Origin of the sequence: Oculatella sp. FACHB-28 (assembly GCF_014696015.1) — a bacterium.
Taxonomy (GTDB): domain Bacteria; phylum Cyanobacteriota; class Cyanobacteriia; order Elainellales; family Elainellaceae; genus JAAUTN01.
In genome coordinates this window covers 1-21,945 of the sequence record NZ_JACJPJ010000081.1, presented here as the reverse complement: position 1 = coordinate 21,945, position 21,945 = coordinate 1, and the positions used below count along the sequence as shown (strand labels likewise).

Annotated in this window: 18 protein-coding genes and 1 pseudogene; 7 read left to right on the top strand and 12 right to left on the bottom strand. The window is 48.9% G+C overall.

The window, feature by feature from the left end; all coding sequences use genetic code 11:
* Nucleotides 1-372: 372 nt before the first annotated feature.
* Nucleotides 373-975, bottom strand: a complete 603-nt coding sequence (locus H6F88_RS19455) for a L,D-transpeptidase (RefSeq protein WP_190644403.1) — start codon at nucleotides 973-975, stop codon at nucleotides 373-375.
* A gap of 223 nt (nucleotides 976-1,198) precedes the next feature.
* On the opposite strand from H6F88_RS19455, the gene H6F88_RS19450 reads away from it, so the two are divergent.
* The 3 genes from H6F88_RS19450 (at nucleotide 1,199) to H6F88_RS19440 (ending at nucleotide 4,621) form a co-directional block, all read left to right on the top strand.
* Nucleotides 1,199-1,603: a calcium-binding protein gene (locus H6F88_RS19450; protein ID WP_190644402.1), complete on the top strand. Its 405-nt coding sequence runs from the start codon at nucleotides 1,199-1,201 to the stop codon at nucleotides 1,601-1,603.
* Nucleotides 1,604-1,630: 27 nt separating this feature from the next.
* Nucleotides 1,631-2,872: a DUF790 family protein gene (locus H6F88_RS19445; protein ID WP_190644401.1), complete on the top strand. Its 1,242-nt coding sequence runs from the start codon at nucleotides 1,631-1,633 to the stop codon at nucleotides 2,870-2,872.
* A 198-nt stretch (nucleotides 2,873-3,070) separates the two neighbouring features.
* The gene (locus tag H6F88_RS19440) at nucleotides 3,071-4,621 is read left to right on the top strand and encodes an NAD(P)/FAD-dependent oxidoreductase (RefSeq protein ID WP_190644400.1); all 1,551 of its coding nucleotides are present in this window, start codon (nucleotides 3,071-3,073) and stop codon (nucleotides 4,619-4,621) included.
* Between the two features lie 23 nt (nucleotides 4,622-4,644).
* On the opposite strand, the gene H6F88_RS19435 is transcribed toward H6F88_RS19440, so the two are convergent.
* The 6 genes from H6F88_RS19435 to H6F88_RS19410 form a co-directional block, all read right to left on the bottom strand.
* Nucleotides 4,645-6,018: an aminopeptidase P family protein gene (locus H6F88_RS19435; RefSeq protein WP_190644399.1), complete on the bottom strand. Its 1,374-nt coding sequence runs from the start codon at nucleotides 6,016-6,018 to the stop codon at nucleotides 4,645-4,647.
* A gap of 293 nt (nucleotides 6,019-6,311) precedes the next feature.
* Nucleotides 6,312-7,595: a tetratricopeptide repeat protein gene (locus tag H6F88_RS19430; RefSeq protein ID WP_190644398.1), complete on the bottom strand. Its 1,284-nt coding sequence runs from the start codon at nucleotides 7,593-7,595 to the stop codon at nucleotides 6,312-6,314.
* 171 nt (nucleotides 7,596-7,766) lie between these two features.
* On the bottom strand, nucleotides 7,767-9,467 hold the full coding sequence (locus H6F88_RS19425) for an ATP-binding protein (protein ID WP_190644397.1): 1,701 nt from the start codon (nucleotides 9,465-9,467) through the stop codon (nucleotides 7,767-7,769).
* Between the two features lie 187 nt (nucleotides 9,468-9,654).
* On the bottom strand, nucleotides 9,655-10,851 hold the full coding sequence (locus H6F88_RS19420) for an adenylate/guanylate cyclase domain-containing protein (RefSeq protein WP_190644396.1): 1,197 nt from the start codon (nucleotides 10,849-10,851) through the stop codon (nucleotides 9,655-9,657).
* A 246-nt stretch (nucleotides 10,852-11,097) separates the two neighbouring features.
* A complete protein-coding gene (locus tag H6F88_RS19415) occupies nucleotides 11,098-11,310 on the bottom strand; it encodes a hypothetical protein (protein ID WP_190644395.1) in 213 nt (70 codons plus the stop codon).
* Nucleotides 11,307-12,311, bottom strand: coding sequence for a FecR family protein (locus H6F88_RS19410; RefSeq protein ID WP_190644394.1), 1,005 nt, complete (start codon nucleotides 12,309-12,311; stop codon nucleotides 11,307-11,309). Before H6F88_RS19410 ends, H6F88_RS19415 begins: the two co-directional genes overlap by 4 nt.
* 410 nt (nucleotides 12,312-12,721) lie before the next feature.
* Here H6F88_RS19410 and H6F88_RS19405 point away from each other — a divergent pair, with 410 nt between their 5' ends.
* The gene (locus tag H6F88_RS19405; RefSeq protein ID WP_190644393.1) at nucleotides 12,722-14,941 is read left to right on the top strand and encodes an alkaline phosphatase PhoX; all 2,220 of its coding nucleotides are present in this window, start codon (nucleotides 12,722-12,724) and stop codon (nucleotides 14,939-14,941) included.
* A gap of 311 nt (nucleotides 14,942-15,252) precedes the next feature.
* On the opposite strand, the gene H6F88_RS19400 is transcribed toward H6F88_RS19405, so the two are convergent.
* Nucleotides 15,253-16,056: a DNA adenine methylase gene (locus H6F88_RS19400; RefSeq protein ID WP_190644392.1), complete on the bottom strand. Its 804-nt coding sequence runs from the start codon at nucleotides 16,054-16,056 to the stop codon at nucleotides 15,253-15,255.
* 95 nt (nucleotides 16,057-16,151) lie between these two features.
* Here H6F88_RS19400 and H6F88_RS19395 point away from each other — a divergent pair, with 95 nt between their 5' ends.
* Complete coding sequence (locus H6F88_RS19395) at nucleotides 16,152-16,469, top strand: hypothetical protein (protein ID WP_190644391.1); 318 nt, start codon at nucleotides 16,152-16,154, stop codon at nucleotides 16,467-16,469.
* 315 nt (nucleotides 16,470-16,784) lie between these two features.
* Here H6F88_RS19395 and H6F88_RS19390 read toward each other — a convergent pair whose 3' ends face one another.
* On the bottom strand, nucleotides 16,785-17,027 hold the full coding sequence (locus H6F88_RS19390) for a chlorophyll a/b-binding protein (RefSeq protein ID WP_190644390.1): 243 nt from the start codon (nucleotides 17,025-17,027) through the stop codon (nucleotides 16,785-16,787).
* A gap of 306 nt (nucleotides 17,028-17,333) precedes the next feature.
* Between H6F88_RS19390 and H6F88_RS19385 the strand changes: the two genes are divergently transcribed.
* Complete coding sequence (locus H6F88_RS19385) at nucleotides 17,334-18,149, top strand: SDR family oxidoreductase (protein WP_190644389.1); 816 nt, start codon at nucleotides 17,334-17,336, stop codon at nucleotides 18,147-18,149.
* A 14-nt stretch (nucleotides 18,150-18,163) separates the two neighbouring features.
* On the opposite strand, the gene H6F88_RS19380 is transcribed toward H6F88_RS19385, so the two are convergent.
* Entirely contained in the window at nucleotides 18,164-18,733 is a 570-nt protein-coding gene (locus tag H6F88_RS19380) for a VOC family protein (protein WP_190644388.1), read from the bottom strand.
* Between the two features lie 26 nt (nucleotides 18,734-18,759).
* The gene (locus tag H6F88_RS19375; protein ID WP_190644387.1) at nucleotides 18,760-19,908 is read right to left on the bottom strand and encodes an aldo/keto reductase; all 1,149 of its coding nucleotides are present in this window, start codon (nucleotides 19,906-19,908) and stop codon (nucleotides 18,760-18,762) included.
* Between the two features lie 211 nt (nucleotides 19,909-20,119).
* On the opposite strand from H6F88_RS19375, the gene H6F88_RS19370 reads away from it, so the two are divergent.
* The gene (locus H6F88_RS19370; protein WP_190644386.1) at nucleotides 20,120-21,010 is read left to right on the top strand and encodes a LysR family transcriptional regulator; all 891 of its coding nucleotides are present in this window, start codon (nucleotides 20,120-20,122) and stop codon (nucleotides 21,008-21,010) included.
* On the opposite strand, the pseudogene H6F88_RS34560 reads toward H6F88_RS19370, so the two are convergent.
* Nucleotides 20,996-21,713, bottom strand: a pseudogene (locus tag H6F88_RS34560) (dienelactone hydrolase family protein). The gene H6F88_RS19370 and the pseudogene H6F88_RS34560 sit on opposite strands and share 15 nt — an antisense overlap.
* Nucleotides 21,714-21,945 lie beyond the last annotated feature (232 nt).

Sequence of the window (21,945 nt, the reverse complement as noted above, 5' to 3'; positions counted from 1 at the left end):
CGCTAAACGTTTCACGGTTGACCCCACACAAGCGCTTAAAGTGGCGCTTCGATAGATGCTCCAACTCGTTATATCGCATATCTGCTTCTGACATTAGCTTCTATTCAGAAGCTATCTTGCTTCGCTGCGATCCTCAACTGTCACACTCACTTTATATTCGTGCAGGAAGTCTATTCAACAAAAAGGAATGAGCAGGCAGGAACCTCTGTGGACTGTGCCGGAATTTTTGTAGGGATCAAATCTGCGACCGACTCAGCCATATGTTCCTCCTTTTGCATTCATGCAAATCAGGTTCGCTCAAGACCTGTAGTATTTGTAGCACACTTGTAGGTACGAATGTCAAATCGATTGGCTGTCTTGTTGACTGACTATTCAAGGTTCAACGATGACGGTTGTGCCGATTTCTACTTGTTCAAACAGGGCAACTACATCGGCATTGTGCATTCTGACGCAACCGTTAGAGGCGGCTCGACCGATTGAGGAGATGGTTGGCGTACCGTGAAAGCCGATAATACCGTGGGGCATCTCGTTGAAAGCAATCCATCTCAACCCCAAAGCGCTGTTGGCTCCGGGCGATCGCACTTCACCTGTCCAGGGGTTTTGCCAGATTGGGTTTTCAATCATCTGAAACACTTCAAATTCGCCTGTTGGCGTTGGCGTCTCTGCCGTTCCGATCGCCACTGGGTAGCTTGCCAAAATTTCTTCGCCGCGATGCACGTAGACGCGCCGCTGTCCTAGTTTTAGGACCAGGTGAACAACAGCCAACTCTTCGGGTAAATATTCTGTCTGTTCTCCTAAAGTAGGCAAGTCAGGCGTTTGAAGCTCAACCTGCCAGCGATCGCTGCCGAAAGAATCAGGGAGGAGAGATGAAGAATGAGGAGAGGGAGGAGGGGAAGCGCTCGCCCCTTGACTCAACACAGCCAACAAGGCACCTAACCCTAGCAGAAATGGGAATTTTGCTGCACCGATTCTCATCTTTATCTCACCCTTTCACCATTGCATTTTTTTTAGCACACCCAAACGGCAACCTCGCAGATCTGTTGTGTGAATCATCGCGTGACTCGCCGCGCAATGATTCACACTTCCAAAGACTGACTCAGGCAAGAGGTTCAGTCACAAAGTTTTGTTCAAGATGCGAATTGAATTGAGTCTTGGCTTACTATAATCAGCATTTAATTCACCTGCTAGGCGGTGTCCTATGTCTACCGTTGAGAGAGACAACGAGCGGGAGCATCGAATTGAGATGGAAATAGTCGTAGATGCGTATAGCTCAGAAGAGCAAGCAATGGGCTGGTATTGCTACCTGGAAGATGCGCTTGGTTTTCCGTTTAAGGCAAAATGGCTAACTGGAGGGCATCAATCGCCCAGCCAAAGTGAAAAAGTCAGCGTTGTAGGCATGGCTTCAGAGGAGGAATGCTCGACTGAAATATATGTTGAGGTGCTTTACCAGGACGGGGAAAGCGAAGACACCTTCACAGCAAGGCTTTATGATATTGAACCACTTGCAGCCAACGAGAAAACCCAGGAGGCGATCGCCGACTGGCACTATTGGGTCAATCGAGGCTACAGTTTCGACGATCTTTACAGTGATGAGGAGTATTAGGATAAAGGCTGTTAGCCAGAAAGCATTATGTTGCCCAGCGATCTCTTAATTAGTCGGCAAAACGGAGAAGAAATTACGCCGAAGCGATTGGGGATCGGGCAGAAGTATGGGGCGATCGCCACTGACCTGATCAACCTCTTCCAACAGATGCAGGGCAAAACTCAGGGCGAACTGAATCGCCAGCTTCAGGAGTTAGAAGGCGAAGATACCGACTACCGGATTAAGCGCGGCTTAGCCCACATTCTCAAAAGCAGCTTTAGCACCTTTGAAGTCGTCAGTCCGCTTGAACCGCAGCTTTTGCGCCAGCGGGTTTTTGCGCTCTCCGCCCAAGCTGCCCCCCTTCCCCAAACGGCTCAGGCAACTCTAACCAAACTGGCAGATCACCTTACTCAAGAGCTAGACCGCGAAGTGCTCCCCGACCAAATTGGCGCTGGACTTTATGCTGACCTGGCAGAAAATCGCATTCTGACCCAGTTTGAAGCTCCCACATCAGAGGCATTGCTGCATCGCTACAACTTGTCTCAGGTTCAGGGCATTTTCTACAAAGCCAGCCACATCATCATTACCGCCCATCGCAACGATCCGGGTGAATATAAGTTGCTGTTTCGCTACCTCAAGCTGTTTGGCTTGATGGCTTACATTGAGGGCGATGCCGATCACGGTTTCACAATCACCATTGATGGGCCAACTAGCCTGTTCAAACCTAGCACTCGCTATGGATTAGATATTGCCAAATTGATTCCCGCTTTGCTGCACGTCACGAAGTGGAGCCTCACCGCAGAACTGCAAATCCGCGACAGCTACACCAACACTAAAAAAACTCGTCGCTTCAGCCTCAACTCAGACTGTGGTTTGGTAACTCACTATCCACCTGGGAAACCCTACGACAGCATGTTAGAGGAATCTTTTGCCGATCGCTGGGATGCACTTAAATCTGAGTGGACTTTGGAACGAGAAGTAGATTTGATCCCAATTCCTGGTAGCGTCATGATTCCTGACTTTCGGCTGGTTCACCCTGACGGACGCGACTTTCTGTTAGAAATTGTTGGCTACTGGCGACCCGAATATCTGCGTAAAAAGTTTTCTCAGGTGCGCCAATCTGAACGGGATAACTTGATTTTGGCAATCTCAGAACGGCTTAACCTGGAGAAAGCAGGCGTTAAGGTCAGCGAGACTCCCGCTAAGGTGATTTGGTTTAAGGATAAACTATCGCCCAAGGCAGTTCTAACTGTGTTGCAAGCTAGTTCTGAGAGAAACAATACTGACTAAGAAGATTGTTAGAAAACACAATACCTGTAAGGGCAGGTTTAGCAACGGAATTATCAGTTAACACTGAGAACTTGCCAACTGGAAAGCCGTAAACGTGAGATATCTGTAATCCAGCACTCACTCGATCGCTTCATTAACCTGATCAATGAGGGAGAGATAGAATCACAAAGGTGATTGAGGTAGCCGGGTTAACCAGTTATGGAAACTGTAGATGTCGTGGTCGTTGGCAGTGGTATCGGTGGTCTTTGTTGTGCAGCGTTACTCGCTCGATACGGCTTTCGGGTAGTGGTTTGTGAAAGCCACAACATTCCAGGCGGAGCTGCCCATACGTTTGAACGGCAAGGGTTCTACTTTGATTCTGGTCCCTCTCTCTATTCAGGGCTTTCCTATAGCCCCTCTGCCAATCCGCTGCGCCAAGTCTTAGATGCGATTGGAGAAGATATTCCTTGGTTAACCTATAACGCTTGGGGCTGTTTTTTACCCGAAGGATTCTTTCGGGCAGTAGTAGGAGCAGAACCGTTTAAGCAGATTTTGCAAGAATGGCGGGGAGCAGAGGCAGTCGTAGAGTGGCAACGGTTGCAACAGGTAATGGCTCCCCTGAAGGCGGCTTCTACTGCCATTCCTCCTATTGCAGTGCGATCGGACTGGGGCGTGTTCAACACCCTTTCTCCTTTTCTGCCGAATGCGCTTAAACAAGCTGGAAGTATCTTCCAATTAACAGGACCTTTCTCCAAACTGCTAGAGGGAGTGGTTCAAGACCCATTCATTCGTCACTGGATGGATTTGCTTTGCTTCTTGCTCTCTGGCTTACCCGCTAAAGGCACTCTGGCGGCTGAAATGGCTTTTATGTTTGCAGACTGGTATCGCCCTGATGTCAGGTTGGACTATCCCAAGGGCGGCGGAGGGGCATTAGTCGATGCGCTGATCAGAGGATTGCAGCGCTATGGAGGACAGCTACGCTTGAGCACGACCGTACAACAGATTTTAATCGAACGTCAGCAGGCAGTGGGTGTGCAGTTGAAAACGGGAGAGCAGATTCTTGCCCGTCATGCCGTTGTATCGAACGCGTCTAGCTGGGATACATTCAAGCTAATACCGGAAGGATCTCGCTCATCCTCTCTACAAAAACGGCAAAATTTGCCTGCCTGCCCTAGCTTCATGCACCTCCATCTGGGTATTGATGCCACTGATCTGCCATCAGACTTAGAGTGTCACTATCTGATTGTCAATGATTGGGAGAGTGGAGTGGATGCACCTCAAAATGTGGTTGTCGTATCCATTCCATCGGTGCTCGACCCTGACCTTGCACCACCTGGTAAGCACTGCATTCATGCCTATACTCCAGCTACAGAACCCTATGAGCTGTGGTCCGGAGTGAATCGCAACAGCGATCGCTACCAGCAATTGAAGCAGGAACGGGCTGAGGTTCTCTGGAAAGCATTAGAGCGAGTCATTCCTGATATTCACGATCGCAGCGACGTGACATTAGTGGGAACCCCGTTAACCCATGAACGCTTCCTGCGGCGAGATCGAGGCAGCTATGGTCCAGCGATAGCGGCAGGACAAGGATTGTTTCCCGGCTCTAAGACACCCTTCAAGAACCTACTGTGCTGTGGCGATTCCACTTTTCCGGGAATTGGGGTACCCGCTGTTGCTGCCAGCGGCATGATTGCAGCAAACACCCTAGCCTCAGTCTCTCAACACCGTCAGTTGATTAGTGAAGTAGTGGTGAATAGAGAACAGAATTAGTGCATTACGCCTAATCGCATGAGTCAGTCATCCGTGAGCAAAGCCGCAGTCAGCACTTCATGACCTGTCTCCGTCACCAGTACATCATCCTCGATGCGAATGCCTCGTACGTCAGCAAATTGAGCTAACCGTTCCCAGTTCACCACTTGCCGATAATTTTCTCGTCGCTTTGGGTCATTGAGAATCGCTGGAACCTGATAGAAACCGGGTTCAATCGTGACGACCATACCGGGTCGCAGGGGACGATCAAGCCGCAAATAACCGAGTCCAAAGCGATCGCTCCTGACTCTACCCGCTTCGTACCCTGCTAAATCACCAAAATCCTCCATATCATGCACATCCAAGCCAAGCAAATGCCCGACTCCATGCGGAAAGAATAGCGCGTGAGCATCCATGTCTACTAAATCCTCAGCCTGTCCGCGCAAAATACCTAAATCGACCAGGCCAGCCGCGATTACCTTAGCAGTCAGCAGGTGAATTTCGCGATATTCCACACTAGGGCGCACCTGCTCAATGCAGGCATCATGAGCCGCCAGCACCACATCATAGAGATCGCGTTGAGTCGAGGAAAACTTGCCCGAAACTGGCCAAGTGCGCGTCACATCCGCTGCCCAACCGGATGCTGTCTCTGCCCCCACGTCTGCTAGCAGCAAATCGCCTGGGTTCAGGGCATGGTGATAGTGATTGTTGTGCAGCACTTCTCCCTGCACGGTAACAATGCTGGCGTAGGCGCAGGTCATGCCATTCGCCATAATCACGCCTTCCATTGCAGCCCGCACTTCAGCTTCAGTTGCGGCGTTGGCAGTTGCAGCCATTCCTGCTTGATGGGCTTGAACGGTGACGGCTGCGGACTGGCGCATTTCTGCCAGAGCAGCTTCGTCGTGGGTGAGGCGGAGGGTAGCGATCGCCTTTACCAACTCCAGATCAATTCCCTGCGGCTGATTGGCAGGTGACAGCATTCGGTTGAGCCAATGGGACTGTTGTAGCCGAGTAGCAGCATCCTGGACGGCGATCGTTGCAGCTTCTTCAGTCCGCGACTTTAACGCCGCTAATGGATAGGCGGCATCTGCCCCAATTTGCTCAGCAACTTTAGCGCGGCTTGGAGTTTCCCCGTGCCAGAGGGCACTTTCGGGCGTGCCATCATCCATAAATAGCTCTAACTTGCCACCTTCTAGACGAATCGCAGCATTTTCTAGCGGCAACCCAGCAAAGTAGAGAAAGTGACTACTCGCCCGAAACGGAAACACATTAGCCGGAAAGTTGCGAGAACTGCTGCGCCCTGACCACAACACCACCGGAAAACTAACCAACGCCGCCAATCTTTGTCGCCGCTGTCGAAGGGAATCGGCTAGGAAGGGGCGATCGCTAACCTTGGGTCTGTCACTCTGGGTTTGCATGGGCTTAACGTAGTTAAAACACCTTTTGATCAACGTTGACATCAATCAGAAAAAGTGGCAACCCGCTTCCTCGCGACTGGAATTGACTTGAGCTATGAAGACGCTAGGATTACAAAAACATCTCCTGCTTGCGCGATCGCCAAAGAAATATGACACGATGCAGAAGCATTGTTATTCACTACATTGTTAATGCAGCCGATACAGAAGCATTGTTTGCTTTTGCATTGTTGATGTAGTCAGATACAGAAGCATTGTTTGCTTCTACATTGTTAATGCAGCTAATGCAGAAGCATTTAGTTGGCTGTCAGTTCTTCAAGGACAGATTTTCGGCTTTGTTTTGCCAATTCGTAGTTGGGGTTGAGGTCGAGGGCGTGGTCATAGCTGGCGATCGCTTCATCTCGCTGTCCCAAGCGACGCAGAGTATTTCCTCGGTTGTTCCAGGCTTGGGGAATGTTTGGGTTGATCCAGAGGGCCCGGTCATAGCTGGCAAGCGCATCGTCGTAGCGTTCCAGACTGTACAAAGCAATGCCCCGATTGTTCCACGCCTGGTAGTAGTCGGGTTTGCGCTGGAGTGCTTCGTCAAAACTGGCGATCGCTTCCTCGTGGCGACCTAAGACTGTGAGTGCCAGTCCTCGATTATCCCAGGTGAGGTGAAGTTCTGGATTCAGTTTTAGAGCCTTGTCGAAGCTAGCGATCGCCTCTTCATGACGTTCTAACTTGAGCAAAGCCATACCGCGATTGTTCCAGATGTCTGGATGATCGGTTTGCTCAAGGGACTGGTCATAACTGGCGATCGCTTCCTGGTGATGCCCCAAATTGGCTAACATCATGCCCCGGTTGTGCCAGACTTCGGGTGTAGCGAACCCTAGTTGAAGGGCGCGATCGAAGCTGTTAAAGGCTTCAGCATAGCGTTTCAAATTTGCCAGAGCCATACCCCGGTTGTGCCACGCACCCACGTCATCTGGTTCCAAGTGAAGCGCCTGATCAAAGCTGGAGACTGCCTCCTCAAATCGCTGGAGCAACAGCAACACATTCGCCTTGTTACTATATGCCTGGTAGTAGTCAGGTTCGAGCCGCAACGCCTGGTCAAAATTAACCAACGCTTCCTCAAATTGGTCGCAGCTAATTAATGCAATGCCGCGATTGTTCCAAGCCTCGCAGTCGTCGGGTGCAAAGGCCAGAGCTTTGTCAAAGCTGGCGATCGCTTCCTCATATTCCTCCATGCCCAACAGCGCTACCCCGCGACCATTCCAGGCTTCAAAGTAGGTTGGCTCCAGTTCTAGCGCTTTGTCAAAACTGGCGATCGCCTTCTGATAACGCCTGAGTGCTGCTAGACAATCACCCCGATTGCTCCAGGCTTCCGGGTACGTCGCTTTGTAGCGCAACGCCTGATCGTAGCTGACTAGCGCCTCCCCGTAAAACTCCAGGTCAGCAAGTGCCAAGCCTCGATGGTTCCAGGCGCGATGGGAGCTAGGTTTGTTCTGCAAGATACGGTCATAAGTGGCGATCGCCTCCTCATACCTTTCCTCCGCATGAAAGCGTAAGGCTTGCTCAAAGAGAGAATCAGCTTCTTTCATGGAGATTTAAAGAGACTTATGTCCTACTCTCTTGAGTTGTGAGGTGAAAACCGGAAAGGGAGGGGAAGGGGTTAGGGGCTGGGGGCTAGGGAAAGCAGTATCAACTCGTTCCCAAGTTTCACCTTGTAACGAGGGGAAAGGGTAACCCCAATCCCTAACCCTCAACCCCCATCACCTCACTACGGCCGTCAACGCAATCACCTTTTGCAACACCTCTTCTGGTTGAATCGGGCTAGCTAGACAATCATCGGCACCTGCTAAAAAGCAGTGCTTTTGGTCTTCTGGTAGGGTGTCGCTCATCAAAGCAACAATCTTGAGCCTTTTGGTAGCAGGGTTTTCGCGTAGCTGGCGGATGAGGCTGTGACCGTCGATGTCGGGCAGTTGCAGGTTGACAATGACAGCGATCGGTTGGAGAACTTCGAGTTGGTTGATCGCTGCTGACCCTTCTAGCACCCACACCACCTGATATCCGGCTGCTGTCAGCATCGGGTAAATCAGATTAGCGCTTTCCTCTTGTCCTTCGATTAGAACGATCTGTCCGGCTGGTTGGGTAGGCAGAACTGGTAGATCTAACTTTCGCGGGGCGGCTCCGACTGCCTGAGTTCGCAGGGCAGGCAGTCGCACAGTAAAGACAGAACCTACGCCAACGGTCGAGTCTACGTCAATCCAACCGCTGTGTAGCTCTGCCAGTTGTTTTGCCAGCGCCAGCCCCAGTCCTGTGCCTTCGTACTGACGGCGATAGGATTGGTCAAGCTGCTGAAATTTTTGGAATAGGAGCGATCGCTGATGTTCGGGAATGCCAATTCCCGTATCTTTGACTTGAAATGTGGCAAAATCTCGACTCGCAAAAACTCTTAGTGTGACCCTGCCACCCGATGGAGTAAATTTGATCGCGTTGCTCAGCAGGTTAAACAAAATTTGCCGAACTCGGTGGGGGTCTGCGGTAAAGCGATCGCAATCTGGCTCCAGATGCAGATCAATCTCTAAATTCACCTGCTTCGCTTCTGCCTTTTCTGCAAATGCCTTCAGGCTTTGCTGGGCTAATCTGGAGAGCGAAAATTCACGCAGATTAAGAATGGCCTTGCCAGCCTCTAGCTGCGAAAGATCGAGAATGTCATTGATCAGCTCTAGCAAATGTTCACCGCTGTCGTGAATAATTTGTAGACAATCTCGTTGGCGCTGGTTTAGCTCTCCTAATGACCAACGCAAGAGAGTCGAAGACATACCAATGATGCAGGTGAGCGGCGTTCGCAGTTCGTGGCTCATCGCTGCCAAAAACTCACTTTTTGCCCGACTTGCCGACTGGGCTGCCAGCACAGCATCATGTAGCTCTTGAGTACGCTCGATGACCTGATGTTCCAAGGTTTGAGACTGCTGCTTTGCCTCCGAGGAAAAATCTGAGCTAGCCGCAGGCGCAGTCGAGAGAGCGGCAATTAGCCGCAGCGTAAATTCACTTTGAATCCGGGCATTGTTTGGTCGTAGCTTTGCACAAAGTTGTTTAATGGTTTGCGGAAAGGTCGGTTTGTGTGGTAAAGCGTTGAGTTGATGTAAGAAAGTGGCGATCGCCTCTGGCTCAAAGGTCAAATCAACTCGGCACATACGCCGCTCATCCTGAAAACTGTTCTTCTCAGTTTGAAACGCTTCCCGCCATAGCAAAGCGCTAAACGGCTTTGAGACAATCAGCGTAAATTGCCCTACCCCGATTTGCTCAAGCTCATCTGACACAGTTAAACTGTCCGTCAACACTAGAGATTCCGCCTCAGTCGCATGAACCATCTGCTGCAACAATTCTTGTAACCGTTGAAACGTCGGCAGCGGAACAATCTGACAAAAAGATGGTTTGAGAGCAGACATACTTCGATCCGTTTGCATAAGATCCTCGGTTGAGGAGGTTGCACCAAAAGCCAAAACCGCTCAGGTTTTAACTACCCAAGCGGATATGGTATCTCACCCCTCTGCCTAAATTTGCCAATATCAAGAATCTCTTGATAGTTGATATCGATCTTAGTAATCAACCGTTACTTACTGTCACCGCACAAACGCCAAAAGCACACCTGCATTAACTCACTACTTCACAATGAGTGCCAGGGCAAGCAGGCATTTGCATTCCCAAGAGCTGATATAAATTACTTTGCTGCTGCTTTCCCCGAGGTGCAACGCAGTCAAGCCACTTAAAGTTAAATAGTTCAGGTTGCTGAAGTTGATCAATCACTGATTCACTGAGGAGAACAGAACAACCATAAAACTTTGTGAGTTCTTCCAGACGGGCAGCCGTATTGACGACATCTCCGATTACCGTAGAGTCCATTCGCTGCTCTGAACCGAGTGTGCCAATGATGGCAAGACCCGTGTGAATGCCAATGCCAATGCGAATCGGGTCTTCTAAGTTGAACCGAGTCCGTCCACGGTTAAATTCACTCAGAGTTTGCTGCATGGCGATCGCCGCTGTAAGGGCATCTTGAGCGTGCTGGTGAGGACGATCAAACACTGCCATGATTGCATCACCGAGGTACTTATCAATAAAGCCATGATGAGTTTTGATTGCTTCGTCCATGCGTTTAAAGAAAGCATTTAACCAGTCAAAAGTTTCACTGGCGGGTTGAGACTCAGCAATGGCAGTAAATTCTCGAATATCAGAAAAGAGGATGGTGACTTCTGCTTCGGTGGCGTTGCCAACCTGAATGGAATCTAAGCCTGCGGGCGCAATGCGCGACAAGAGCTGATCTGGCACAAACAGGCGCAGTTTATCAAGCAACGCCTCACTCACCTGCTCAACCGTCTCATCCTGGTGTTCCAATTCTTTTGGAACTTGTCCGTTCTCGGTAGGCTCTGAGACTGGCTTTGCCAGGTTTGCCTGTCCTTGAGCATCTCGAAACTGCTGTAGTTGCAGCGTGCTGGCAACTTTGGTGAGCAATAAGCGCTGGTCAACGGGCTTTGTAAAGTAGTCATCACCCATGACCTGTAGCCCCATAAGGTGAGACTGTTCGTCTGCCAGAGCGGTGAGAAAAATTACGGGAGTAGCCTGTAGCTGAGTATCTGCGCGTAGCTCTCGACAGACCTCAAAGCCATCCATTCCCGGCATCATGACATCCAGCAAGATCATGCTGGGCTGCTCAGTACGAGCGATCGCCAACGCTTCCAATCCTGATTTGGCGGACTGGGTTGAATACCCATGAGAACGAAGCAGTGCTTCTAACAGAAACAAGTTACTTGGGTCGTCGTCTACCAACAAGATATAGGAAGCGCCGTCTGACATAAACCTAATTTAAGTGTGGAAATGCAGTCAGCATGAGTACCAGTTCATGTACAGTTTATACTTAGCTTGCCGTACCTGATTTTTTTGCAACAACCAAAAAAAATCTTGGTTCAAGCTTGATGCTGGGTAGATGCCCCAATAAGATTTAATGAACGTGCTTGTGAATGCCCCTGATGCTACTTGATGCTAATTAAAGTCTCTTTTAAGCACAACTCTATACAAGTCTAAACTTAGTTTTAAGTAGTTTCAGGCAAATGAAAAGAAATCAATCTTTGGGTGGATTAAAGCACCAAATTGGAAGGAAAGAGGCGACAGTTGAGCGATCGCCAAGACAACAAGCGTCAGCATTTTCACTCCAAAAATCAGACGAAGCGCGCTTCTGTTAGCCGGAGCAACTTGTCCATCGGGCGGATGACAATCGAGCGGAGGCGATGCCCACCCGCCGTTTGTTTGGCTCATGATTCTTGCGGAGCGATGGATGGATCTTGATTTGGCATTGTGTCTTCTAGCTCTGTGCCTTCTGGCTCTGCTTCTTCCGGTGCTTCTAAGGAATCTGTTTCCTCTGGCTCTGTTTCTGAGGGAGTCGCTTGCGATTCAGGTAGCGCCATCATCGGTAACGCTAATTCATAAACTTGCTCAATGCCAAACGGGTCACGCACGACCATCCGCAGGAGGCGATCGCTTGGCACATCGACTACCGCGCTTACTTCCCCTGTTGAACTGACGGGCAACGACTGCTGATTGACCAAAACCTGACTTCTAGGAGGTACCGTTGCCGAAATCTGTAGCCGCTCGACTCCGGCTTCGGTCAAAAACTGAAGACTGAGTCGAGTATCTCCGGGCGCAGGACGTGGCTCTGTAGGAGGCTGACCGGGGGTAAGCTGGCTGAAATAACCTGGTTGAATCAGCTCAGTTTGCCCCTGGGCTGTCACCTCCACGGACCCTTCAAAGGTGGTGACTCTGGTTTCGCCCGTTGGCAGCACAACAACGCTAAACTCCGTGCCGCGAACGCCTGCGACTCCAGCAGGAGTATTTACCCGAAAGCTAGATTCTGGGTTTGTAAAGGTTTGAATGTTGGCTCTCACTTCTCCTTCTTGCAGCGAGAGTTCGGTTTGTTGCCCACCCGTGGGCGTAGTAGCGACTTGATCCACTGCCAACTGAGTATTTTCTGCAACTGCAACAGTGCCGCTGTTATTGTCTAGGACTAATGTAGTGCCAGAATCTTCCCCTGTTGTGATGGCCGTTGCCCGGGACTGAACGCGATCGCCCACCTGCACAGATCGCTGCTGCGAAGTGACACTTCCCTGCACCTCTCTCACTTCCAGATAGCGAGGCTGCTGTAGCGGTCCACCCCCTCCAGCCCAAGCAGGTGACACACCCACTATCAAACCACCTGCCAGCAGCAACCCCTTCACAGTTAGAACAGTAGGCAAATGCAGCAAATGTGTGAGCGTATTCATAGGTAATATGACCTGTCAGTCGAAAGTTTTAACGGAGTTTGATAGTTCGTTCTGCACTTGAAGTTAGAGACTTAGTTTCAGTTCAGCATTGTTCCAATGCAGGACTTACATCAAGCTCCAATTCCTGCATTCATGCCAAAATTTCGTTTTCCGCCCAATTTCTGATTACTTGCGATCAAAGTCACACAAAACTGAGAGCTAAAACGTCAGAAAACCTTTGAAGAATCTATAGATTATTCGCTAGATCAAAGTTCAGTCCTTAATCCTGAGATTACCGTTTCTTAAATCAACCTATGTAAATTTTCTCACTATGGGCATTTATTGACCGACGCCTTCTGAGCTAGCAGACCGCTCAAAAGTAGGCATCGGTTACTGGTTTGGGTAGAGATCCTGTAGAGAGAACAAACTGTATGACTGTTAAACGCCGACATTTTCTTATGTTTTTGGGGGCGAGCGCAGGCTCGATCGCCCTTGCGCCTGTCGCCCAAATTGGGCAGAAATTCTCAATGCCCTTTCAGACGGGTGCGGCACAGGCTAGTACCCCCAATGGGTTGAGTTTTATTCCGGTAAAAGGGCCAATGCCGCTTGAAACAAGCAGTATTGATGTTGCTAATCAGGTTGCTGAATATAGCAGCTACACGGTTATAGACGACGTAGTGCTACCTGATGGCTTTACTTATGATGTGATTGCAGCTTGGGGTGACCCGGTTGGGGATTCTCACTTTGGTTACAACAATGACTACTTGTCTTTTGTGGAAACGGGCGAGGGTGAAGGTTATCTGACCGTTAACCATGAATATGTTAGCCCGCTTGCCTGGATTCCAAGTTATGAACCTGTGCTTGGGAAGGTTCTACCGTTTGAGCAGGTTCAAGCTGCGCTCGAAGTCGCCGGAGAAGACGGAATCGATGCTTATTCTCTAGATGACAATGACCCAATCAAGGCTCAAATTCGCGAGATCTCAGTAGAAGCGCTGGTTGACCAGGGACTCAGCGTCATCTCGATTCGTAAGAACGCAGACGGCGTTTGGGAGCGCACCAACTCAGGCAACGATCGCCGCATCACAGGGGCTTCTGGCTTGGATGACGGTCGCTATCTCGGCTCAACTGGCCCGGCTACGGCTGTGTTCCGCAAAACCAGAGTACAGGGCTACACCGATGGACTAGGCGATCGCATCATCGGTAGCTTTGGCAACTGCTCAGGCGGCACCACCCCTTGGGGAACAGTACTGAGTGCCGAGGAAAATTTCCAGGCTCAGGTACCAGAACCCGTCTACGCTGACGGCAGTTCCATGTCTCCGGGCGACAAGACGTTTGTGATCGACGATGAGGATGTTGGTGGGCAGGGCAATGTGATTGGGCTAGCTGGCAACAAATACGGCTGGGTTGTAGAGGTCGATCCGGCTAACCCCAACGACTACGGAGTAAAGCACACTTGGCTGGGACGCTATCGTCACGAGGCAGTCGGTGTTCGGGCAGAAGCAGGCAAGCAACTGGCTTTCTATTCTGGATGCGATCGCCGGGGCGGACACCTCTACAAGTTTGTCAGCACTGGCACCGTCAGCGATCCCCAGTCCAAAGCTAACTCTCGCCTGCTGGCATCAGGAATGCTGTATGGCGCAAAATTCAACGAAGACGGTACGGGTAGCTGGATTGCTCTAGCTCCCGATACGCCAGTCAACCCTGATCTGCCCAGAACCATTGAAGGTGGCATGATTCCTCTGCCCAATCGCCCTGACGGTGGCATCGTCAAAGTAGATAGCGATGAAGCGGTGCAACAGTTCAAGCAGCAGTTCAGCACGCTAGGACAGCTTTACTCAGGCACCGATCGCGAACGTCAGGGTGCAATTTTAATTGATGCTCACTACGCAGCAAACGCAGCCGGGGTTACAGCAACCGCTCGTCCTGAAGACACTGACGTTAGACCCGATGGAACGCTGTTTATCACCTACACTTCTGGAACCTCTGGGGGTGATGGTGGCCCTGACAAGCGCATTTTCGTTGGACCCAATGGTGAAACATCCTATGAATATGGCTGGATTATGCGGCTCAACGAAGATAGCAACGAACCAGCAGCCATGACCTTTACCTGGGAAATGGTAGCGCTGGGTGGTGAACCTGCCGAAGGAGGTTTAGGTTTCGCCAACCCCGACAATCTGGAGATTGACACTAGCGGCAACCTTTGGATGGTGACAGACATGTCTTCTGACAAACACAACCGTGCTGTTCCTAGCCGAGTTGACGAAAACGGTGAGGCAGTGAGTCAGTCCAATTTGAGAGGTTTGTTTGGCAATAACTCCATTTGGTTCATTCCAACTTCTGGAAACGACGCAGGCAAGGCGTTCTTGTTTGGCATGGGGCCAATTGACAGTGAAACAACTGGGCCTTTCTTTACCCGGGACCAGCAAACTCTATTCCTCGCAGTCCAGCATCCCGGTGAGATCGGCGGCATTCGGACAGATGGAGCCGCAGAGACACGGGAATATGCAATGAAGACTACAGATGGGCAAGAGTTTAAGCAAACTCGCGAAGTGCCAATTGGCTCCAACTGGCCCAGCAAAGTTGCAAATGACCCACCTAGGCCTGCCGTGATTGCAGTTCGGCGCACTGATGGCGGCAGATTGACTACTTAAGTGAGTAAAGCAATGTGAAACTATAAGCTCACAACGTTTGACATGAGTTTATTGGGCAATGGGCGATCGCCCATTGCCCATTTTCTTAACAACATAGGAAGTTATGATTAGGTACACATTATCTTTGCGCCCTTACCCAAAACCCCTCTGCTAGAGCTTCTTTGGTAAGGAATTACACATGACTCCATTGGCAAAGTCCATCGTCCGCATAGGGTTACTCGCATCTCTGGCGCTACCCCTATCCATGTTGCCTCATACTCACCTCTCCTGGTTCTTGACGAGTGGATCGTCGCTAATCATAGCACTGCTAATCAGTAATTCTTGATCATCAACTCCTTACCTTTAGCAGCAAATTCTTGCTTGTAGTTGTTCATGCCATATTGCAATGTCCATTCAACGATGTTGGCAAAGCTGAATAGCTTGCGGATTTCAAGAGAATCATCATAAGTAATCAGCCATTTGTGGGGGCATCGCCGCATGTTTGCGGCGAAACGCTCATGATCAAAAGAGGTGTGCAATCCTCCTCGAAACCCATAAAGCCGCGATTTTGTCGCATTGAAATAGGGCGGATCAAGGAAGATAAACACCCTATCTCCCTCCTGGAATAGCAGCTCTGCATAATCTTGATTAGTGATTTGAACAGAGCCTAAAAGCGGAGAAATTAGCCGCAGCCTGCTAATTGAGGAAGCTGTAAACCTACGCTCAAAAGCTTGCTGAGAATATCCACCCGAATCTACCGTGCCAGAAAAAGTAATCCGGTTCAACACAAAGAATCTAACCGCCCGCCCAAACTCATTGAGCTTCAAATCTGCACAAGTGAAGTATTCAAATAATTCTCGTCCGTCCGTATATTTCTGCTTGATTTCTGTTACTTTCTCTGCCAAAGCTTCAATGTCATCTCTCGCACTTTGCCAGAAACAGTACAAATCATGATTTAAGTCATTGATCCAATAAGACTTAACTGAGTTGTTTAGCTGCTTAATCCCTAAAAATACTGATCCTCCTCCCACGAAAGGCTCTCGATATTCCGTAAAATCCAGTGGCACATGAGGAATAATTTGAGCAAGAGCCTTTGATTTACCACCGGGATAACGAAGCGGGCTTCTAATCTTCATTCGACTATGTGGCTGAGTAAGTTGAGCAATCAGGCGGATGAGGTTTTGGGGTGAAATTTGAGAAACTAAGCATATGTTTCGGAGTGAGTCCTGTTATGCTTCCTGTCGTCATCCACGAACCCTCTATTCGTTTGTTTAGCTTCTATTTTGAGGGAAGCATCTACCAAGGTATGAGTTATCAGGGAAAGCTTTACAAACTGACTAAATCTTTTGACGCAAAAGAACGGCTGAAAGCATATACGCTGGGCTGTGAGATTTCTAACCGAAATCATGAAGTCGCCATCACCGTTTCAACGGAAAAATATCGCGTTTGGGTAGATCTAGCTACTCAGGATGCACCAGAAGCCCTACAGCTAGATGATTTGGTTGAGACAACCGGAAAAGTTCAGAGCTTACAGGTCGCTAAGGGATGAGCGTCAGAATAATACAATGCGCGATCGCATTTTGGCGAGTACTTTCTTTTCTAAGGGCGATCGCTCATAGCCAATATCACGAGCTGTGACAATAACGATGGGTATCTGCCCGCCTTGATCAAAAGACCTCTTGCACAGATCACTTGCAAAAACATGAACGGTAGTGTGGCTCCGCCACACTACCGTTCATGTATAAAGTCTTCTGAAGTAGGACGGAGGAGCATTACTCCTACGCTCTACCTCAGAAGACTTCGGTTCAACTTAAGTTGTCTTAACTGAAGTAATCAGCGCTACGAAACTGCTCTTAATTGCGACCTAGCGTACAACGTACTGGGGCAGAAGATGCAGTACATTACGCAACACACTGTAACCAGCCGCATCCCATAGCAGATAAGCGAGGAATCCGATCATTGCTAACCGTCCATTCCACAGTTCCGCTTGAGGAGTCCAGCCGAATAGAAAGGCATTACGATCTACGCCATTATATTCCTGTGCAACAGGAGGCAAATCGGTAGAGGAACGAGTTTCTGTAGTATTAGTGCGAGTTTTAGTTTCCATGATTGTCTCTCCAAAAAAACATTTGTTTGAAAGCGATGTTTGTCTTGCGCTTGCATTTGCTTGCGCTTATGTCTCCTATGCTAGGAACTTAACAAGTTGTTGCAGTCTGTCTATGGGTCTAAGCTGCCTGCAAGTCTATAGGATGAGATTACGAAAAGTTAAAAAGTGATGTCGTCAACAAAAACTCATTCTTCTCATGACTTTGATGGCCCTGGTCACTTACAGAAGATCTAACAAAAGTCAGACGCTTCCTTGAGCTACTGTTTCACACACTGAAGACGAAAGCAGCATTTCAAACTTACAGATATGGCTTCCACCGTACTCATTACAGGAGCTTCTCAAGGGATTGGGAAAGCAACTTCACACTTGTTTGCTAGCCACGGATATAATGTTGTGCTTGCAGCTCGACAGGCTGATCGTCTGGAGACAACAGCTCAAGAACTTCGGGCTACGGGGCACTCTGCCACTGCAATTCCTACGGATGTGAGACAGCCTGACCAGGTAAACCTGATGGTGCAAAAAGCGTTGGATCAGTATGGTTCTATTGATGTGCTGGTCAATAACGCTGGAATCTATATCTCCGGCCCAGCAGAGGAATTTTCGCTCGAAGATTGGCATCAAGCAATTGATACTAATCTCTGGGGCTACATTCACGCGATTCATGCTTTATTACCTCATTTTTTGGCACGTCAGGCTGGAACAATTGTGAATGTTGGCTCTATTGGTGGAATCGTACCTATTCCTTACTTAACGCCTTACTCTACAAGCAAATTTGCGGTGACTGGTTTGACGCGATCGCTCCATTCTGAATTAGCGCCCAAAGGAATTCACGTTTGCGGCATCTACCCCAACATAATCAAAACTAATTTTTTAGAAAGAGCCATTTTTAGGGGTAAGGATGCAGATGACTTGCGATCGCGCCAAAACCAGGTCAGTCAATTAGTGGACACTCCCGTGATCGAAAAAGCTGACGATGTTGCCAAAGCAATCTGGAATGCAGTAAAACACAAGCGCGATGAAGTTGTTGTCGGTTCTGCAAACCTATCTGCGGCTTCTAATCAACTGCTTCCCAATCTGGTGCAATGGGTTCTCCGCAAGACATTTCAGCACAAAGACTCCTAATGGGTTCACAGGTGCTATAGGTCTTGATAGAGTTCCAGGATGTTGCCTTCAGGATCTCTGAAAAATGCAATTCGATAGCCTGGCGGATCGTAAGTAAAGGGTTCAGTGAGAAACTGCACCCCACTAGCCTGTAGGTGTTGATAGGTTTGATCTACATTGTCAACCTGAAACGCCAGGTGTCGCCATCCCTGTTCATCCACTGTGCGGTCAGGAGCAACAGAACCATCAAATTCAGAGATGTTCATTTGAAGTCCAAGGGTTTCTATCCGAACGACCTGAACCTGGCTGCCGTTAGGACGCGTGAGAGTAAAGCGATCGCTAATCGTGAACCCAAGCGTATCCACATACCACTGAGAAACTCGCTCGGCATCATTCACAGAAAGGGTGACATGATGCAGTTGAAATCTTGGCACAATGGCCGCTTCAGGTGCAGGGCGTTGTGCTTGAACAAAATTTTGTTGGACAGCCGCAAGAAGAATGGCAGTGAGTAACGGAATGAGTGTGAATTGAACTCCCGTTAGTCTTCCAAGGAAGCGTTTCAGAGTAATGAATTGAGGCAATCGCCCTCTGATGATCTGATTCATGATAGACACTAACAGTACTCACTAAGTTAATTACTCCTTCTGGCATTTTGAGTCGCAGCTGACCCTGGCAAACGCACCAATCCATTGAACTGTTTGCCGGGATACCAAGGCATTTGGGCGAGATTGTCAAAGCCAGGAAGACTTTCTATGTGTCGCACCATCCGAGTCCGCATCTCCTGATCGGGAAGTGAACCTCTCATTGCTCCTAAACTTTCAACGACATGATCAGGATTGGTCGTGGCAGGAATAGCACAGGTTACAGCGGGATGGGAGATTACATACTTCAAGAAAAACTGGGCCCAGTTTTCACAGCCGATTTCGCTGGCGAAGTCGGGCAACGGTTGTCCCTGAACTACTTCAAATAGACGTGCCTTTTCAAAAGGCATATTAACCAATACAGCAGTTCCCTGGTCAGCCGCCGCTGGAAGAATTCGATCCTCAACGCCACGCTCAAAGATCGAATAGCGAACTTGCACAAAATCTAGCTCACCATTCTCAATCCATCGCGCAACTGGGGCAGCATATAAGGGCAAATCATGATGAGTTACCCCTAAATAACGGATTCTACCCTCCTGTTTCCATTCACGTAAAAATGGAATCACCATTTCGACATTCACTAGACTGTGAACTTGCATTGCATCCATGCAATCGCGTGATAATCGCTGCATAGACTGCTCAAGTTGGCGTAATGCATGACTGCCGTCACCTAAATACTCACCTGTTGCCCAAATTTTGTTAGTGATAAACAGATCGTCAGTGATGTTAAGGGCTGATGCAAATTCGCCTACGTTTACCTCGGACATCCCATAGAGCGGCGAGACATCAACGACTCGTCCACCTCCATCCCAAAAACGGCGTATTACTTCTTGAAGGTGATTGCGTGGCTGGTCAGACAATACATCAAACGTCAAAAAGGTTCCCATACCGATCGCGGGTACCTGTTCATTCGTTCGAGGAATTAACTTTGTGATAATTTCTGAGGACTGAGTTGAACTAGCCTGAGCAACTTGGTTGTGCGACGTTTGAGCTTGAGTCGCTTGATGTTGAGCAGCTTGAGATCCACCCTGAATGAGAGGAGAAAAAGCCGCAGTCGCAGCACCTATGCCCATGGCTTTGATCACAGCACGTCGGGAAAAGGGTTGCGGATTAGATGAGTAAGAGTTTTCCTGGTGCATTACAATCACTCCATTCAGCAAAGAGTTAATTCATTAAAAGAATCAGTGCTTGAAGAACACGCCACAACGATTCTGGCGCTCATAGCCTGCAATTCAATTACAAACCGTAAGCAACTGTGTCTTTATCATAGTTAGAGAGGGAGCGATCGCTATTTCTTTGTAGCGATAGCTTGATAACCTATAGTTATTACCGTTTTGCTAAGTGAGTTCTATGGAGTTTCGCCAACTTAAATATTTCATTGCAGTTGCTGAAGAGTTACACTTCGGACGGGCAGCCGAATCCCTACACTTAAGTCAGCCTGCACTAAGCAAACAAATCCAGGCATTAGAAGACGGACTACAAATCCAACTGTTGGAACGGACAAAACACTGGGTTAAATTAACGGCGGCTGGACAAAAGTTTCTGGAAACCGCCCGTCGGATCTTGCGCGACGTGGACGAAGGCATCCAGGTGACGCGGCAGGTCGCCGAGGGACAAATCGGTAAAGTGAGAATTGGCTTAACGGAAGCAACTCTGTTTTGTTTAGGGACAAGTATTTTAAAGCGTTGTCGAGAATACCCGCAAGTTGATTTGATCCTCGTTAGCGGTGGAACCGAAGCACATGTTGAGTCTCTCCGCACCCACCAAATTGACATTGGATTTGTCTATCTCCCCATTCGTGAACCTGCTCTCCAGGTAGATTTGCTCTACGAGGAAAATTACGTTGCGGCGTTACCCACCGCTCATCGACTAGCTAAACAAAAGCAAATTCCACTTCAGGCTTTGGCTGACGAACCACTCATTTTTTACCCGCGATCGCTTGCTCCTGTCCTCTATACCAACTTCATCAAATCCTGTGAGCAAGCTGGATTTGTCCCCAACGTTGTACAAGAAGCCGAACTCGCTCAAACTCGACTGGGGTTAGCAGCGGCTGGAGCAGGAATTACATTTGTGCTGGAAGATATGCAAAATCTCAATGCAAAAGGTGTAATCTATCGACCGCTAATTGGTGATTTCCCAAGATTAAAATTGGCGATCGCACGACGACAGACAGAAACTTCTCCGGTTGTGCTTGAGTTTCTTAAAGGCCTCAAAACTATAGCCTTATCAACCCGGAAGTAGATGTTGCCGAAAAAACTGTGTCAGTTTTTTCCAGGAATCTTCTGCGGCTGCACGATTGTAGGAAGACCGCTCATGACAGAAAAAGCCGTGATCTGCTTCAGGATAAATTCTTAATGTGTATTCTTTGCCAATCTCTTGAAAACAAGACCCAATTTGTTGAATCCGTTCAAGTGGAATGAAGGGATCGATTCCTCCAAAAAACAGATATATTGGCACTGTGATATTGGGTATTGCGTCAACCCACTCGTCTAGCACCATGCCATAAAAAAGAGCAACAGCAGCAATTGCCCCTGAAAACTTACAGGCAGCGAAAAAAGTGAGTCCACCGCCTAAACAGAACCCCGTTACCCCAATCCGGTCCGGATAAACTTGAGAGCAGGATTTAAGATAGTTCAATGCTGCCCTGATGTCTTCCTCTATTGGCTGACCAAAATCGAGGTTCCACATCATTGCCATCGCTTGCTCAACTTCGTCATATCCAAACTTGTTGAGGCAACTCACGATAGTATAAATCTGGCGTGAGTACCACATAGCCTTCGTTAGCAAGCCGAATCGCAATCTCTCGAATGTGTGAAGTGAGTCCAAATGATTCCATCATCAGGAGAATAGCTGGATGGCGATCGCCACCAACAGGCTTAGCCAAGAATGCAGGCATCTGTCCATCAGGTGTGGGAACCGCTACCTCTATTTGTTCAATCTGCATCTTTCTTCTCCATAGGAGTTTTGCTGTTGATAGCTTAAGAAGCCGTCTATGCAGAACTCTAGAAAAAAGGGCGTTGCTGCAAGGGTAATGCTTGGTTTGGCATGATAGAAGAATGAAATGTCCTCAATGTAATTCAACTCAAGTCGCTAAGAACGGGCATCGTCGAGGGAGACAATGCTACAAGTGTAAGCAGTGCAGGCGACAATTTCTCGAATCCTACTATCCTTGGCGC

Excerpts from the sequence above, each read along its gene's own strand:
- H6F88_RS19400 (WP_190644392.1), bottom strand. The coding sequence starts at position 16,056 with ATGAAGATTAGAAGCCCGCTTCGTTATCCCGGTGGTAAATCAAAGGCT.
- H6F88_RS19450 (WP_190644402.1), top strand. The coding sequence starts at position 1,199 with ATGTCTACCGTTGAGAGAGACAACGAGCGGGAGCATCGAATTGAGATG.
- H6F88_RS19410 (WP_190644394.1), bottom strand. The coding sequence starts at position 12,311 with ATGAATACGCTCACACATTTGCTGCATTTGCCTACTGTTCTAACTGTG.
- H6F88_RS19390 (WP_190644390.1), bottom strand. The coding sequence starts at position 17,027 with ATGGAAACTAAAACTCGCACTAATACTACAGAAACTCGTTCCTCTACC.
- H6F88_RS19435 (WP_190644399.1), bottom strand. The coding sequence starts at position 6,018 with ATGCAAACCCAGAGTGACAGACCCAAGGTTAGCGATCGCCCCTTCCTA.
- H6F88_RS19420 (WP_190644396.1), bottom strand. The coding sequence starts at position 10,851 with ATGTCAGACGGCGCTTCCTATATCTTGTTGGTAGACGACGACCCAAGT.
- H6F88_RS19375 (WP_190644387.1), bottom strand. The coding sequence starts at position 19,908 with ATGCACCAGGAAAACTCTTACTCATCTAATCCGCAACCCTTTTCCCGA.
- H6F88_RS19425 (WP_190644397.1), bottom strand. The coding sequence starts at position 9,467 with ATGCAAACGGATCGAAGTATGTCTGCTCTCAAACCATCTTTTTGTCAG.
- H6F88_RS19385 (WP_190644389.1), top strand. The coding sequence starts at position 17,334 with ATGGCTTCCACCGTACTCATTACAGGAGCTTCTCAAGGGATTGGGAAA.
- H6F88_RS19370 (WP_190644386.1), top strand. The coding sequence starts at position 20,120 with ATGGAGTTTCGCCAACTTAAATATTTCATTGCAGTTGCTGAAGAGTTA.
- H6F88_RS19440 (WP_190644400.1), top strand. The coding sequence starts at position 3,071 with ATGGAAACTGTAGATGTCGTGGTCGTTGGCAGTGGTATCGGTGGTCTT.
- H6F88_RS19395 (WP_190644391.1), top strand. The coding sequence starts at position 16,152 with ATGCTTCCTGTCGTCATCCACGAACCCTCTATTCGTTTGTTTAGCTTC.
- H6F88_RS19405 (WP_190644393.1), top strand. The coding sequence starts at position 12,722 with ATGACTGTTAAACGCCGACATTTTCTTATGTTTTTGGGGGCGAGCGCA.
- H6F88_RS19430 (WP_190644398.1), bottom strand. The coding sequence starts at position 7,595 with ATGAAAGAAGCTGATTCTCTCTTTGAGCAAGCCTTACGCTTTCATGCG.
- H6F88_RS19380 (WP_190644388.1), bottom strand. The coding sequence starts at position 18,733 with ATGAATCAGATCATCAGAGGGCGATTGCCTCAATTCATTACTCTGAAA.
- H6F88_RS19415 (WP_190644395.1), bottom strand. The coding sequence starts at position 11,310 with ATGAGCCAAACAAACGGCGGGTGGGCATCGCCTCCGCTCGATTGTCAT.
- H6F88_RS19445 (WP_190644401.1), top strand. The coding sequence starts at position 1,631 with ATGTTGCCCAGCGATCTCTTAATTAGTCGGCAAAACGGAGAAGAAATT.
- H6F88_RS19455 (WP_190644403.1), bottom strand. The coding sequence starts at position 975 with ATGAGAATCGGTGCAGCAAAATTCCCATTTCTGCTAGGGTTAGGTGCC.